Source organism: Candidatus Jidaibacter acanthamoeba, from assembly GCF_000815465.1.
Classification (GTDB): domain Bacteria; phylum Pseudomonadota; class Alphaproteobacteria; order Rickettsiales; family Midichloriaceae; genus Jidaibacter; species Jidaibacter acanthamoebae.
Genome location: NZ_JSWE01000036.1, coordinates 73,809 through 89,251 on the forward strand (window position 1 = coordinate 73,809; position 15,443 = coordinate 89,251).

Genomic DNA, 15,443 nt, shown 5'->3' on the forward strand with positions numbered 1-15,443 from the left:
CTCAGCTAATATTAAAATTTTATTTTTCCTATCCATATTGCAAGTAAGACTAAGAGCCCGTATTGCAGATTAGATCTGAATTTTTTGCCTGCATCGTTCGGGTCATGTATATCCACAGTTTCCGCTTGCCAATAGAGATGATAAGTCGCAAGCCCCATGAGTATATAAAAGCCCCAGTTCATATGAGTGTTCAATCCGACTATAAATAAGCATATGGCAGCAATTCTATATAAAACCCAAATTACTTGGCTAGCAGCATCACCAAGCTTAATTGCAAGTGATTTCACACCGACTTCAAGATCATCTTTTTTATCTTGAAGGGCATAAATAGTATCATAAGCAACCGTCCAGGATACGGCGGAAATATAAACTAATAGGGGTATTAAAGAGAAGGTGGGCGAAACAGCCGCCCATGCCATAATCACCCCTAAATTAAACACGAAACCTAGAAACACTTGAGGATAATAAGTATACCTTTTTAAAAAGGGATAAATAACTATAGGAATTATACTCACAATCCCAATAAAAACTGCTGCTTTGGGTAAAAACATGAGTAAAAAGAAAGCAATTGCAAGTAGCATACAGAGGAGTATATATGCTTCTTTTAAAGAAACCTCATTACTTGCAAGCGGCCTAGTTTTAGTACGTTCAATCTTGGCATCAAAATTTTTATCCACAATATCATTAATTATACAACCTGCACTTCTAGTCACCATTGCACCGAAAGCAAATAATAGTGAAAATATTATTTTTTGTAAAAAACTACTGGTTGCGAATCCGATTGACCATAAGCAAGGCAACATTAAGAGCAAAGACCCTACAGGCTTATCTAGACGCATTAACCTCGCATATTTATTGCCGCCGATAAATTTTTGTAATGCTTTAAGGCACTCAAAATCTAAATTTGCAAACTTTATCAGTCCTTCCGATAAAGCGCTATTAATACTACTTATCTTGTTTTGCTTTTTCATCGCCAGGCAATATATATTCGGTTCCTTCCCACGGGCTTAAAAAATCAAAGCTTCTAAATTCTTGAGTAAGCTTGACCGGCTCATATACCACCCTTTTCTTTTCAATGTCATACCTGACCTCAACATGCCCAGTAAGCGGAAAATCCTTTCTCATCGGATGCCCTTCAAAATTATAATCAGTCAGGATTCTTCTTAAATCATTGTTATTGGAAAAGAAAACTCCATATAAATCCCAAGCTTCTCTCTCAAACCAACCTGCACAGCTAAATACCGGAGTAGCACTGGGAATAATAGTTTCCTCATCCGCAAAAACTTTTAATCTTATTCTCATATTATATTTTAAGCTAAGCAGATTATAAACAACTTCAAATCTCTTTTCTCTCTGCGGATAGTCCACCCCGCAAATATCAACTAACATACTAAATAAACATTTCTTATCATCACGCAGAAACTTTAAAAACCGCTCTATAGCTTTTGCTTCAAGCTCAACGATTAATTCATCATTATTGATTAAGACCTGTGTAATATCAGCCTTGCGTTTAGAATTTAGTAAATATTCCTTTAGTTCTTCCAGCTTTTGCATAAAGTTCTCTTGTTTACTATACTTATAAACATAACAAAATCATTTAAGAACTGCAAGCTAGTGCTTGAGAAAAACAAATGAAAGCTTATTATATAGTACTGAATAACAATTTAATGATAAAATTATGGCAGGTCATTCAAAATTTAAAAATATTATGCACCGTAAGGGAGCGCAAGATAATAAAAGAGCTAAGATGTTTACTAAGCTGGTAAGAGAAATTTATGTAGCGGCAAAATCCGGGCTGCCTGATCCTGATTCCAACTCGAGATTAAGAGCTGCGATAAATGCCGCACGAACGGCTAATATGCCTAAAGACAAAATAGAAAATGCCATTTCCAAAGCGACTAATCCCGGAGATGTAGATAATTTTGAAGAAATCAGATATGAAGGTTACGGCTCAGGCGGTGTAGCTATAATAGTGGAAGCGTTAACCGACAACCGAAACCGTACTGCCTCCGATGTGAGGTCAGCTTTTACCAAACATGGCGGAACTTTAGGCGAAACGGGAAGCGTAGGCTTTATGTTCAGTAAAGTAGGCGTTATAACCTATCCGGCAAGCAAAGGTTCAGCAGAAGTATTTTTAGACGCAGCAATCGAGGCCGGAGCTAATGATTCTATTTCCGATGAAGAAACCCATGAAATTATTTGTGATCCGGAAAATTTTAACGAGATTAGAGATAAATTTGAACATAAATTCGGAGCTTATCTTTCGGCCGAGATTACTTGGAAGCCACATAACACTATAATGTTAAATGAAGAAAATGCTGAAAAAATTATTAAAATGGTAGATGCGTTAGAAGATAATGATGATGTACAAAGCGTAGTGGGAAATTTTGAATTTCCGGAAACAATTTTGAATAAGTTAAAAAATGAAGACTAAAATAATCGGGCTTGACCCGGGCTTGAATTGTACGGGTTGGGGAATAATTGAAATATGGGGTAGTAATTTAGGCTATATTGCTTCGGGGGTAATTAAAACTAAGAGCACCAATTACCTTTCTTCCCGGCTGGCTTCAATATTTGTGACTTTAAATGATATATTGGAGGAATTTGCTCCTAATGCCGCGGCGATTGAAGAAACTTATGTGAATTCGAATTTCGGGTCGTCATTAAAACTTGCTCATGCAAGGGCAGCTGCTATGCTAAGTTTAGAAACAAAAGGGCTCCCTCCGGCATCTTATCAGGCAAAGCAAGTGAAAAAAGCAGTAGTAGGATACGGCGGAGCTGATAAATTACAAATGATCAGAATGATTAACTTACTCCTTCCTACTGCAAAACTACAAAAAGCCGATGCTGCCGATGCAATTGCAATTGCGATTTGCCATTCAAGTTATCACAATTTTAAAGCGTTATAAAAAGGATTTTTAAAGATGCTAAAAGACAAGACTTTTCTGATCGGCTTAGGTGTTTTAGTGTTACTATACCTATCTTATTTAATAAAAGGCATAATGCTGCCTTTTGTTATGGCTTTAGTTTTTGCATATCTACTGGACCCGTTTGTGAGAAAATTGAGATATTTTAAAATTTCAAGAACTATGGGAACTATATTTGTGACTTTGGTTTTCTTTATCATAGTCGGCTTCATTTTAATGATGATAGTACCTATGATGTATAACCAAATTTATAAACTCACAGATTTTTTACTAAAATATAAAAGCTCATTAAATAACCAAATAGTACCTACACTAATTTATAAAATAAAAGGAATCCCTCCCGAATATACGAGTAGAATAGAACAAGGGTTAAGCGATGCGTCAGGGTATATAGTCACCTTTACTACTAACCTGTTAAAAGAAATTTTTCATTCGGGCGCTGCGGCAGTAAATACCATTTCTTTAACATTACTTACCCCGATTATAACCTTTTATGTGCTAAGAGATTGGGAAAAAATTCCGCGCACGGTTAAAACTTTTGTTCCTAAACGTTTTTATAATTCGGCTAACCGACTATTTAAAGAACTTGATATAACTCTTTCAGGATACTTGAGGGGGCAAACTTACGTATGCCTAATTTTGGGGTGTTACTACGCAACCGCATTAAGTATAATGGGGCTTGAATCAGGGCTATCGCTTGGTATTTTAACCGGTATGTTCAGTTTTATACCTTTTGTAGGGATATTATTCGGAACAACCCTTGCAGTTATTACTGCGGCCTTGCAATTTCAAAGTTTAAGCCATGTGATCGGGGTAATTGCAATATTCGTCTCAGGGCAAATTATGGAAGGTAGTTTTATTACTCCAAAATTAATAGGTGATAAAGTCGGGCTCCACCCGGTTTGGATTATTTTCGGCCTTCTTGCACTGGGAGCATTATTCGGATTTATTGGAGTTCTTGTCGCTGTACCCTTGACTGCAATTGTAGGAGTAGTTATAAGATTTGCAATTACAAAATATAAACAAAGTAAATTTTATAATAGTTTATTATAATAGTATATAAAGGAGTATTATGGCAGTTGGCGGAATAGCTTCAGACGTTTTAAAACAATTTATTGAAAGAATTGAAAGGCTGGAGCAGGAAAAAAGAGAAATATCCGAAAATATTAAAGACTTATTTGCCGAAGCAAAATCTGGTGGGTTTGAGCCAAAGATCATGAAGCAAGTAATCAGAGCACGTAAAATGAAAAAGGAAGAACTGGCTGAAGAAGATGCACTGCTTGAAACATATAAGCGGGCTATCGGCTTAATTATTGAATAATACTTACTATATAGATAATCTGCTATTATTTCCCGCATAAACCGATACAATGAGCGAGGAGTGCAGTGTAGATTTATCTACATAAATGACGAGCAAATCAGTAGCATTTAAAATGGAAAATAGTATAAAGCTTAGTGCCAGGGTCTTAACTTATGCACTGAGCCGCTGTAGGTTGTTTTTATATTATTTTCAGTTAACCATATTGCAAGATTACCGCCCCTTTTAAGCTCCAGCAAACCTATTGATTTAGTCCTCAGGTCACATTTTACAGACTCTTCACTAAGGTTTATAATTAAGTCCAGGTTAACTGAGCTACAGTTTATATTGCCTTTAGAATAGATAAATATATTTTTACCGTGCTTGTTATATAAACATGAGCCTAAAGTACATGTCGGGATTTGTAGTTGCTTCAGGGTCTTTATCTCCTTTTGCATGTATGCCTGTTTCCATGCTTCACGGGTAAACTTTGCTCCGCCTCTGGAAGAAAAAATTAATTCATTTCCTATCCTAACTGCAAATATTTTCCCGTTATTTTCAATAAGTATATCCGGATCAAGGTAAGGATTTTTAGTAAATAGACCGATTAAGAGGGGAATAATAAATATAAACCTCAAGTGAGTTACTGAAACAAATAAACCTATGCTACCCAGATATATCAGAAATATACCTATATTGGAAAAACTCGGGATACTAAAAGAGGAATACGGAAGCGCACTTATTATACTTGCTACCTTAAAGATTAAGCTAACCCCATATCCCATTACGGCGATAGGAATCTGTTCTGCTCCCAAAGGCATGAGAATTAAAGATAATAATCCGAAAGGCATTACCCAAAAATCATTAATTGGTATAGCAATTAAATTAGTTAAAACACTATAAGGCGAAAACTGATTAAAGTGATAAATGATGAAAGGCGCGGTAGCGAGACCGGCAATAAGAGTTGAAAATATAATTGATATAAAATAATTAAATAATTTTATATACTTCTTATCACTATTTTTAATTAGAAACTTATTGAAAAACCCAAAACTTGAAATGAGCGCGAGGGAAGCAACAAACGACATTTGCAAACTTGGGCTCAGCACCTCTTCAGGAGTTATCACTAAAATAATAATTGCTGCAATTGCCACAGCTCTAAGCGCTGAGGAATTATGATCCGAAATTATTGCAAGCAGTATTATACTCGACATTATATAAGCTCTCTGGGCGGAGACAGGTGCTAAAGTTAGCAGCAAATATAAAGTGCTTCCTATTAGAGCTACAACTGCGGCCGCTTTTTTAGCATCTACTCTAAGCGCAAGATATTCCGACCTAATTATTAAAAAACGAATACTGATGAAAAGTATAGCAACCACTACTACCATATGCATTCCAGAAATAGCCAATAGGTGAGCTATACCTGAAACCCTGACGATATCATAATCAGCTTTTGATATAGAGCTGGAATCCCCAACCAATATACCGTTTGCAATCCCTGCCATCGGCTCGGAAAGGTTTGCTTTAACTCTTTCAATAACCTTATTTCTAAGATTAACAAAAAAGTTTCCTAAACTGCTTTCGGATTTTTCTACTACTCTTATTTTATTTACTGCGTAGCCTATAGCACTTAAATTCTTAAAATAAGCATACCTGGAAAAGTCATACCCATGCGGGGTAACCGGCTTTGGGGGCGGAAGCAGAACTGCCGCCAGTTTAACCGTATCACCTATACTTAGTCCTTCGCATTTTGTTCTTATACTCAGTCTAACATTATTAAGTCGGTTAATATTTTTATTATATATTTTTACGTCTCTTAATAATATTCTCTTCCCTACTTGCATATGCTGGATTTGAGCAACTTTACCCTTTACCCAAACTTTTCCCGTTTCTTTTTCTAAAGTTTTCGTATCTGCAGAATAAGTTCTAAGTGAAGCTGAACTGAACCCGAGCGCGATACAAAACATTAGCAGCGAAACTTTAAATAGATTAAACTTTTTAAAAAAAGATATAACAAGTATTATAAATAAGATCCCGCTAAGCACAAAACTAAAATATAAAGACGGTTCTATAGGCAGTATAAAATAAATTAAAATACCGAAACTTAAAAATACCGGAATCCAAGCAAAATAGTTTTCAAATTCTTTTTGAAGATATTCTTTTAATTTTCCCGTCACTTATTTAATATAAAGCTATTTTCAGCTAATTATTAACTCGTTTAGAAATTAAGTTCCAGGCATATTTTTTATAACTTTTTGCAGCTTTTTGAAATAAATACCAATCACTTCTCAAATAATCATCTTTCCACCGGTACCCCTTAGCGGTTTTAAGGTATGCTGAATTCTTCCATAATTTTTTATTATATAATATTATTCTTCTGTTAGAGTATTTTAGCGCTAAATTCTGATAGTTATTAATTCGCTCTCTATAACTATATTGCCCTATCTCTCCGATGGCTTGCTCCAAATCCGAACTAAGTTCTCTTAGCTCCTGCTCTATCGCACGTCTTGAAGATAAAAGATTGCTGTATTCTAAAAACAGCTCTTTTGCAGCAGCAATGAACTTTTTTTTATTATTAACTTCAGAAACTTTTAACCTATCATCATGCCAAATTAGATCTATCCTATCTGGTTTATTAAAATAATCAGCATGGCCTAGGTTAGGAATTAATGAGTTTAATAGGTTATTTCCGCTGTTGAAATCACTGTAAGTACCAACAAAATTAGCATGTGCCCAAGTATCAGCAAAAGCATGTGAAGCAACTCCTATTTGGTAAAGATCTTGGGAATCAAGAGAAACTCTTAGTATTTTGCGAGCGAGGAAACTACCCGGAGTGGTTGCAAGCAGATGTTTTGCATTATCTTTTCTTAAACCGGCAGCTTCTATAAATTCTCCGGGAATAAAATGAAAGCATAAATAAGTTTGAGTTAGTTTATTTTGGTTTATAAATGGAATATAACTTTGTGTTAAAACAGAGTTGAAAGGCTGGTTTTCTTTATTATAAACCACTATTTCTTCAGTATTATCATCAACAAATTGTGCACTATAAGCAATTTTATAAGCTTGATTTAAATTAAATCCTGCTTTCACGGCAATTAAATAATTAATATAGTAGTGAAATTCAATATCCATAAATATATCTGAAAAAGGGTAAGAAATGCTATCTTACCCTTTAAGCTTATATCTACGGAAGCCCCTTTAACCTTTTAATTTTTGAACTAGTAAATCATTTACGATCGACGGATTGAATTTACCTTGAGACAGCTTCATCACTTGTCCGACAAAGAAGCCGAACAGTTTATCTTTGCCGCTTCTGTACTCATTAACCTTATCTTGATTCTCAGTAAGCACTTGTTCGATTAATTGCTCAATGGCTTTAGTATCGGAAACTTGTACCAAGCCTTCCCTTTCAACAATTGCTTTAGGCTCGTCACCTGTTTCAAACATAATGTCAAAAACTTGTTTAGCAATTTTCCCTGAAATAGTGCCGTCTTTTATTAGTTTAACCAGATCCCCGACCTGCTTAGCTTTAATTGGTGATTGCTCGATTTCAAGGCCGGCTTTATTTAATCTGCCGAACAGCTCTGCGGTAATCCAGTTAGCTACAAGCTTCGCATCGGCATTCTGTGCTGCTTCTTCAAAATATTTTGCTACCACCTGATCAGCTACTATCACCCCTGCATCATATGTAGACAACCCCATCTGCTTGATATATCGCTCTTTTTTCTGATCAGGAAGCTCAGGTAAGCTCTTTCTGATATTTTCAATATATTCATCTGTTAAAGTAAGAGGTAAAAGATCAGGGTCAGGGAAATAACGATAATCCTGAGCATCTTCTTTACTTCTCATTGATCTTGTCTCATTAAGCAAAGCATCAAATAATCTGGTTTCCTGATCAACTGTTCCACCGCCTTCAATTAAATCGACTTGCCTTGCCGCTTCGAATTCAATTGCTCTTATAATATTTTTTATTGAATTAACATTTTTTATTTCCGCTCGCGTACCGTATTCCTTAGCACCTACTCTTCTTACGGAAACGTTAGCATCACATCTTAAAGAGCCTTTTTCCATATCACCATCACATGTTTCAAGATAACGAAGTATTGAACGGAGCTTTTTCATAAATTCACCTGCTTCTTCACTACTTCTGATATCAGGCTCGGTTACTATCTCCATTAAGGCAATACCTGAACGGTTGAGGTCAATATAAGTTTCGGTCGGGCTTTGATCATGAATACTTTTACCGGCATCCTGCTCAAGGTGGATTCTAGTGATCCCTACTTCTTTCACCGTACCGTCCGGCATATCCACATGCACTACACCTTTGCCTACGATCGGGTCTTTGAATTGTGATATCTGATAACCTTGCGGAAGATCAGGATAAAAATAATTCTTTCGATCAAATACTGAAAACTTATTGATTTGCGCACCGAGTCCTAACCCGGTTCTAACTGCCTGCTCAATACATTTTTCATTAATTACGGGCAACATCCCGGGCATAGCGGCATCTACAAATGAAACCTGGGTATTCGGCTCAGCTCCGAATTCAGTTGAACTTCCGGAAAATAATTTAGAATTAGAACTTACCTGGGCATGGATTTCAAGACCAATTACCAGTTCCCAATCACCGGTTACACCTTTAATAATTTGAGCTGCCATATTTTTTTATAATTCAATCAATAATTTATGCAGGAAAAATTAACATTTTTCCAACAATTGATCAAGCAACAGTTATTTTAAGCCTACTAACCTTATTACATTCTTGCAGAGTATTGCTCAAATCCTCTTCTCTCTTGAGCAAGCTGCTGAACATATGAAGGCAGGTGCTTACTATATAGTGAGATTTGTGAATTTTCACTTGAAGCTTGAGGTTTTTTTTCACCTTCAATTTTAACTATTAACTCTCTATATTCTTTTAATTGGTTATTTTGGCTGAAGAAATTTTGTACAACGTCGAGCAATTTGCCGTTATGATGTTTATCCAACAAATCATTTAATTCAAGAACAGCCTTAGCAGGGCGCAGAACTTTTCCTTCCTCATTTATACAAAGGTAATCATCTCTATTATATATGAAGCTTACAATTGCACGAGCATAGATATAAATATATTTATTTCCTTCACTAACAAAGTTTTTGAAATTCTCGTAAATCTCTCTCCTTAAATCTAAAACATCATATAACCTTTTAACAAACTCAAAGTATATTGACGGATTTATACAGGCTTTGATAATTTCGGTTGCTTGTTCATTTTTCAAGTAGAGTGCAGGGTTGAGTTGAAATATATCAAGCAGGGACTCCGCACACTCTGAAAAATAATCTCTCTTATCTTTAGCAGGCTTATCATATATTTTGAAAACAACCTTCTCAAGATTTTTATAATAATTAATAGAAACGGGAGCAGCCGACTCAATTTTTAAATCTCGATTGTTAAGAACTTGTAAATTTTTCATAAGTTTAAAAAGTATTAAACAGCTTTTAATGCGATTAATATGGCTTTGTACTAATTTAGCACAAAAATCTTTTCCTTCTTCTGTTAAGTACTTATTTACTTTCTCTAAAATTTTTATACTAGCGGCGCCTCTATTATTAAAGTTTGTGTTAAGGTTGCTTATTACTGAAATTATACTTAATGAGAATGAATTAATATAAGGAGTTATTATATCATTATTAGTAATAGTTTTGCTAACATAAAAAATTTTTAAAATACTTGAATACAATGAGCTGATTTCCATATCCGCATGTATTATATGCCCCTGAAACCCTTGATTTACAATATCCCTAAGAATATCTAATTTTAAACGAACTTTAGAATACAATTCATTATTTACATAAGAGCGTATAAAGCGTTCGGCAATTAAATCATCTTCAAGAATTTCTATATGTAGTAACAACACCTGCACAAAATTATATACTATAGATACTATATGTTTTTCAATTTCCACTCTATTCTGAAGATGCAGTCTATAAGTTTTACTAATTTCTTCAAGCCGCTCAACATATCTGTCAGCTGTATTATTATATATTATTCCGTCGTCCCATAAACGGGAAGCTATATTACTTTTCATGGTATTATAATATTTTATAAGTTGTTATAACATACTATTACAAAGCAGGTCATAAAATGGCTAGTTACTTTTTGCTATTCTTTTATTAAACAAAAGTTTATTTTCTTATAAAATTATAACAATAATGCTATTAATGCTTTTTAACCTGCATAATACATCTCAAATTCAATGGGATGCGGTCTTCTTTCCAACTGTTCGACTTCTTTCATTTTGAGTGCGATATAAGCATCTAACATATCATCACTAAATACCTCACCTACTTTTAGAAATTCTCTATCCTGATTTAATGACTCAAGCGCTTCCCTTAGTGACCCGCAAACAGTCGGAATTTTTTCAGCTTCTTCTATGCTTAAATTGTATAAATCATTATCATTTGCCTGCCCCGGATGGATCTTGTTTTTAATCCCGTCTAAGCCCGCCATCAACATAGCGGCAAAGGTTAAATAAGGATTAGCGGTAGGGTCGGGGAAACGAACTTCTATTCTTTTTGCTTTAGAGTTATAGACATAAGGTATCCTAATTGCAGCAGAGCGGTTGCATGCTGAATATGCAAGTTGAACCGGAGCTTCATATCCCGGAACTAATCTTTTATAACTGTTGGTTGAGGGGTTAGAAAACGCATTGATTGCTTTAGCATGCTTAATTATACCGCCTATATAATAAAGGCACATTTCTGAAAGCTCTACATATTTGCCGTTCTTATCAAAGAATAAATTATTGTCTTTAAGCCAAATTGATTGATGGGTATGCATTCCCGAGCCATTATCACCGAAAATTGGTTTCGGCATAAAAGTTGCACTTTTCCCATAAGATGCCGCCACATTTTTTATTACATATTTAAATTTTTGTACGTTATCACTTGAAGCTACCAGCTCCGCATATTCGAAACCTATCTCACACTGACTTTCCGCAACTTCATGATGATGAACACTTGCTTTTAAACCTATTGATTCAATAGCTAAAACCATTTCCGATCTGATATCATGAAATAAATCAATCGGAGGTACTGGGAAATAAGCTCCCTTTACACCTGCTCTATGACCCGTATTTCCCGATTCATATTTTTTATTACTATTACAGGAAGCCTCTTCCGAATCAAGAATCACCCCTGATTCATGAGGCGTGTTTATAAAACGAACATCATCAAAGATAAAGAATTCAAGCTCAGGACCAAAATATGCTTTGTCACCCACCTTACCGGATTGTAGATACTGCTGTGCTTTCCCGGCTATGGTTCTCGGATCACGATTATATCCTTCTTGAGTTTCCGGGTCGATAACATCACAGATAAGCACCATTGTAGATTGACTGGTGAACGGATCAATAAATGCCATTGAGCAATCCGGCTTAATTATCATATCAGAGCAGTTTATTTGCTTCCAGCCTGCAATTGATGAACCGTCAAACATTAATCCATTTATTAACTCGCTCTCACCGATAAAAGAAGATTTATAAGTGGTATGATGAAATTTACCTAAAGTATCGGTAAATCTAAAATCAATGAATTGGATATTCTCATCTTTTATTCTTCTCAGCACATCATTAATAATAGATTTTTTTGATAACATACTACTCACTCCCATGTTTTTTATCTGAGTTATATAGCATTATAATTATATTGTGCAATGCGAGAAGTGATGTAATGCTTGGCAAAGTTAAATTAAAAAGGTATACTGAGCGCCTGTTTATTGCGGATTTATGGGATGCTTAAACAAGATTTTTTAGAACAAAAAAATTTATATTTACCGAAAAGTACTGAAGCAACGGTTATTACTCAGTATTTGGAAACCTCTGACTTTATTTGTTATATAGCAAGCCAGGAGTCTGAAATTGATAATATATCTACGGCTATTAATTTTTTTATGCCTTCCGCTGAGGTAGTATATCTCCCTGCTTGGGACGCTCTTCCTTATGATCGGGTCTCCCCTAGTTCCGAAGTAGGCTTACAAAGAATAAAAACTTTAAGCAGGTTGCTTGAATCTAAAAATAGTAAGAAAGTTTTAATTACTACTTTTGCTAATCTTCTGCAAAAAACTTTTCCTAAAGATTTGCTGCTCTCGACAATTATAAATATTAAAATTTATGATAAAATTTCACGAGATGCGCTTTTAAATAATTTAAATACTTTAGGATATTTAAGATCGGCAACTGCGAACGAGCCCGGTGAATATGCCATAAGAGGCGGAATTATTGATATTGTATCTAGTAGTGATAATAAAGGCTTTAGAATCAGCTTTTTCGGAGATGAAGTAGATTCACTTAAGCTATTTGATACGGAGACTCAACTTAGCTTAGAAAAAGTTGAAGAATGTACTATTTACCCTGTAAGTGAGATAATAATCAATGATGAAACGGCTGATACGTTTAAAAATAACTATAGAAAATTATTCGGAGTTTTAAACGATCCCCTTTTAGAGGCAATTAGCGCAAAAAGTAAGTATACCGGAATGGAACACTGGCTACCGTTATTTTATGATAATTTAAGTAATTTGTTCGATTATATCCCCGCTCCTGCAGTAGTTTTATATCATGACAGGTTAATCGATGACTTAAACGGACAATATAAATTTATTGAAGAATCCTATGCTACAAGAATTAAGTTATCGACCGATAAAAATTATCATCCGTTAAATCCTGCACTTTTATATTTAAACCCCGAAGAATGTAAAACCAATTTAGATAAATATATTTCTAAAGTCCTTTATAGCTTCCGGGAAAAAAACAGTATACAATATTTTTCACCTGCTACTAATTTATTTATAGAATCAAAAGCTAATAATCTTTCCACCCTTACAACTTTAAGAAATTATATAGAGCAACTTAGAACTCCTCTTCAAAATAAAAGCCGAAGACAAAACCGATTTATTATCTGTTGTTTTACCGAGGGCTCCAGAGGGCGTTTAAAAAACATGCTTTTAGATAATAGCTTTCATACGATAGACATCAATTGCTGGGATGAAATAAGTAACCTTTCAGGGAAAACTTTAGGGCTTGCAATCCTGCCTATTGAGCAAGGTTTTACTTTTGAAAATTATATTTTCTTAAGTGAGCAGGATCTGCTTGGAGAAAGGTTATCACGAGCACGAAAGCGAAAAAAGAATTCAGCTAAATTTTTGCAGGAAGCCAACACTCTTTCTGAAGGCGAGTTTGTAGTTCATATTGATCATGGAATCGGTAGATTTGAAAGACTTGAAACCTTAGAAGTAGCAGGTGCTGTACATGACTTTATAAAGATTATTTACAGAGATGATGATAAACTTTATGTGCCGGTTGAAAACTTAGAGGTAATTTCAAAATATGGTGGGGATGACATTGCCGTAACGCTTGATAAATTAGGCGGTATAGCTTGGCAAACCAGAAAAGCTAAGCTTAAAAACAGGCTTAAACTTGCGGCCGAAGAACTGTTGAAAACTGCGGCAAAGCGTGAAGTTGAAAAAGGGATTGTTTTAGAAGCAATACCGGATATGTATGAAAAGTTCTGCCGCAAATTTCCTTATATGGAAACTGAAGATCAACTTAGTGCAATAGAAGATATAGAACAGGATTTAAGAAGCGGCAAACCTTTGGATAGGCTTATTTGCGGCGATGTAGGGTTCGGGAAAACCGAAGTTGCTTTAAGAGCTGCAGCAGTTGCCGTGCTTTCCGCCGTTCCTCTACAGGTTGCGGTCATCGTTCCGACGACGCTACTTTCCCGCCAGCATTATCAGAATTTCAGCAACCGCTTCGGAGATTTTCCGGTGAGAGTCGCTCAGCTCTCAAGGTTCGTACCTAAAAAAGAAGCCGATCAAGTGAAGAAAGATTTAGAAGAAGGTAAAGTCGATATCATTATCGGTACACATGCGCTTTTAAGTAATGATGTAAAATTTAAAAATTTAGGGCTGATAATCATTGATGAGGAACAGCATTTCGGGGTTGCACAGAAGGAAAAACTAAAAAAATTAAAATCCTATACTCATATTATTACACTTTCGGCTACTCCTATCCCGAGGACTTTACAAATGTCCTTAAGCGGAATTAAAGATTTAAGTTTAATTACTACCCCTCCCGTCAATAGACAACCGATTAAAACTTATATAATGCCTTACGATGCTTTTATAATCAGAGAAGCAATATTACGTGAATGCGCAAGAGGCGGCAGAACTTTTTATGTTACCCCGAGAATCAGTTACCTTGACGAGCTGGAATTAAAGCTTAAAGAAATTCTCCCGGAAATTAAAGTGGTAAGAGCCCATGGACAAATGCCTGCTTCAAAACTTGATCAAATAATGAATGATTTTTATGATGGAAAGTTTGAAGTTTTATTATCAACCACTATTGTTGAATCAGGATTGGATATACCTTTTGCTAATACTATAATTATTGATAAAGCGGATATGTTCGGGCTCGCTCAACTTTATCAAATCAGAGGAAGAGTAGGCAGAAGTAATAATAGGGCATATGCTTATCTGATAACCGGCAAAGGATACAACTTAAACCCGATTGCTAAAAAACGTTTGGAAGTTATTCAATCGCTTGAGACATTAGGTGCAGGATTTACCGTTGCTTCTCATGATATGGATATTAGAGGGCATGGTAATTTAATCGGAGAGGAGCAATCGGGACATATAAAAGAAGTTGGTCTTGAGCTTTACCAGGACATGCTGGCTGAAGCAATTGAAAAGTTAAAACTCAACAATACTGATGATGAACCATCTAACTGGAGTCCGGCGATTAATATCGGCGTTTCGGTGCAAATCCCGGAGAGTTACATCAGCGATGATTCGCTAAGGCTTTCAATATATAGAAAAATTGCTCAAATTTCAGAAATTAAAGAGCTGGAAAGTTTTGCCGCAGAGTTAATTGACAGATTCGGTAATTTACCTGAAGAAGCCGAGCAGCTTTTTGCGATAATAAAATTAAAGCAACTCGCTAAACAGCTGAATATAGAAAAAATTGATTTGGGAGATAAAGCTTTAGTAATTAATTTTAAAAACGGAAAGCCCGCTAATAAAGCAAATCCTTTAGAATTTATTCACAAACATTCGGATCATGCTAAACTTAGAGCTGACGGCAAGCTCTTGATTATGAGAGAATGGAAAACTCAAAATGCTAAAATTAAGGGAGTGGAAAACATATTAATCCAACTAGGGGTTTAATTTCTTTTTTACTTAATAT

12 protein-coding genes are annotated in these 15,443 nt (G+C 35.3%); 5 read left to right on the top strand and 7 right to left on the bottom strand.

Annotated features, from left to right (window positions below; all coding sequences use genetic code 11):
• Positions 1 to 11: 11 nt before the first annotated feature.
• Together ubiA and NF27_RS00840 are read right to left on the bottom strand one after the other, a co-directional pair.
• Entirely contained in the window at positions 12 to 971 is a 960-nt protein-coding gene (ubiA, locus tag NF27_RS00835) for a 4-hydroxybenzoate octaprenyltransferase (protein ID WP_053332456.1), read from the bottom strand.
• Complete coding sequence (locus NF27_RS00840) at positions 946 to 1,554, bottom strand: NADH-quinone oxidoreductase subunit C (RefSeq protein ID WP_039454736.1); 609 nt, start codon at positions 1,552 to 1,554, stop codon at positions 946 to 948. Before NF27_RS00840 ends, ubiA begins: the two co-directional genes overlap by 26 nt.
• Positions 1,555 to 1,678: 124 nt before the next feature.
• Here NF27_RS00840 and NF27_RS00845 point away from each other — a divergent pair, with 124 nt between their 5' ends.
• From NF27_RS00845 to NF27_RS00860, 4 genes are read left to right on the top strand one after another with little or no spacing between them, the layout of a single operon-like run.
• Complete coding sequence (locus tag NF27_RS00845) at positions 1,679 to 2,434, top strand: YebC/PmpR family DNA-binding transcriptional regulator (protein ID WP_039454737.1); 756 nt, start codon at positions 1,679 to 1,681, stop codon at positions 2,432 to 2,434.
• The gene (ruvC, locus tag NF27_RS00850; RefSeq protein WP_039454738.1) at positions 2,424 to 2,909 is read left to right on the top strand and encodes a crossover junction endodeoxyribonuclease RuvC; all 486 of its coding nucleotides are present in this window, start codon (positions 2,424 to 2,426) and stop codon (positions 2,907 to 2,909) included. Before NF27_RS00845 ends, ruvC begins: the two co-directional genes overlap by 11 nt.
• Before the next feature lie 15 nt (positions 2,910 to 2,924).
• Complete coding sequence (locus NF27_RS00855) at positions 2,925 to 3,980, top strand: AI-2E family transporter (protein ID WP_039454740.1); 1,056 nt, start codon at positions 2,925 to 2,927, stop codon at positions 3,978 to 3,980.
• A 19-nt stretch (positions 3,981 to 3,999) separates the two neighbouring features.
• Positions 4,000 to 4,248, top strand: a complete 249-nt coding sequence (locus NF27_RS00860) for a DUF2312 domain-containing protein (RefSeq protein WP_039454741.1) — start codon at positions 4,000 to 4,002, stop codon at positions 4,246 to 4,248.
• Between the two features lie 131 nt (positions 4,249 to 4,379).
• Here NF27_RS00860 and NF27_RS00865 read toward each other — a convergent pair whose 3' ends face one another.
• From NF27_RS00865 to glnA, 5 genes are all read right to left on the bottom strand, one after another.
• Positions 4,380 to 6,401, bottom strand: coding sequence for a ComEC/Rec2 family competence protein (locus tag NF27_RS00865; RefSeq protein WP_039454743.1), 2,022 nt, complete (start codon positions 6,399 to 6,401; stop codon positions 4,380 to 4,382).
• Positions 6,402 to 6,426: 25 nt separating this feature from the next.
• The gene (locus tag NF27_RS00870) at positions 6,427 to 7,356 is read right to left on the bottom strand and encodes a DUF6765 family protein (RefSeq protein WP_039454744.1); all 930 of its coding nucleotides are present in this window, start codon (positions 7,354 to 7,356) and stop codon (positions 6,427 to 6,429) included.
• Between the two features lie 66 nt (positions 7,357 to 7,422).
• A complete protein-coding gene (gatB, locus tag NF27_RS00875; protein ID WP_039454746.1) occupies positions 7,423 to 8,883 on the bottom strand; it encodes an Asp-tRNA(Asn)/Glu-tRNA(Gln) amidotransferase subunit GatB in 1,461 nt (486 codons plus the stop codon).
• 95 nt (positions 8,884 to 8,978) lie between these two features.
• Positions 8,979 to 10,289, bottom strand: coding sequence for a serpin family protein (locus NF27_RS00880; protein ID WP_039454748.1), 1,311 nt, complete (start codon positions 10,287 to 10,289; stop codon positions 8,979 to 8,981).
• A 140-nt stretch (positions 10,290 to 10,429) separates the two neighbouring features.
• On the bottom strand, positions 10,430 to 11,857 hold the full coding sequence (gene glnA, locus NF27_RS00885; protein ID WP_039454750.1) for a type I glutamate--ammonia ligase: 1,428 nt from the start codon (positions 11,855 to 11,857) through the stop codon (positions 10,430 to 10,432).
• Positions 11,858 to 11,992: 135 nt separating this feature from the next.
• Here glnA and mfd point away from each other — a divergent pair, with 135 nt between their 5' ends.
• Entirely contained in the window at positions 11,993 to 15,424 is a 3,432-nt protein-coding gene (gene mfd / locus NF27_RS00890; protein ID WP_039454752.1) for a transcription-repair coupling factor, read from the top strand.
• Positions 15,425 to 15,443: the final 19 nt, after the last annotated feature.

Bases quoted from the DNA above. Each gene is read 5' to 3' on its own strand.
- NF27_RS00880 (WP_039454748.1), bottom strand. From the start codon at position 10,289: ATGAAAAGTAATATAGCTTCCCGTTTATGGGACGACGGAATAATATAT.
- ubiA (WP_053332456.1), bottom strand. From the start codon at position 971: ATGAAAAAGCAAAACAAGATAAGTAGTATTAATAGCGCTTTATCGGAA.
- NF27_RS00840 (WP_039454736.1), bottom strand. From the start codon at position 1,554: ATGCAAAAGCTGGAAGAACTAAAGGAATATTTACTAAATTCTAAACGC.
- mfd (WP_039454752.1), top strand. From the start codon at position 11,993: ATGCTTAAACAAGATTTTTTAGAACAAAAAAATTTATATTTACCGAAA.
- NF27_RS00855 (WP_039454740.1), top strand. From the start codon at position 2,925: ATGCTAAAAGACAAGACTTTTCTGATCGGCTTAGGTGTTTTAGTGTTA.
- NF27_RS00870 (WP_039454744.1), bottom strand. From the start codon at position 7,356: ATGGATATTGAATTTCACTACTATATTAATTATTTAATTGCCGTGAAA.
- gatB (WP_039454746.1), bottom strand. From the start codon at position 8,883: ATGGCAGCTCAAATTATTAAAGGTGTAACCGGTGATTGGGAACTGGTA.
- glnA (WP_039454750.1), bottom strand. From the start codon at position 11,857: ATGTTATCAAAAAAATCTATTATTAATGATGTGCTGAGAAGAATAAAA.
- NF27_RS00860 (WP_039454741.1), top strand. From the start codon at position 4,000: ATGGCAGTTGGCGGAATAGCTTCAGACGTTTTAAAACAATTTATTGAA.
- NF27_RS00845 (WP_039454737.1), top strand. From the start codon at position 1,679: ATGGCAGGTCATTCAAAATTTAAAAATATTATGCACCGTAAGGGAGCG.
- ruvC (WP_039454738.1), top strand. From the start codon at position 2,424: ATGAAGACTAAAATAATCGGGCTTGACCCGGGCTTGAATTGTACGGGT.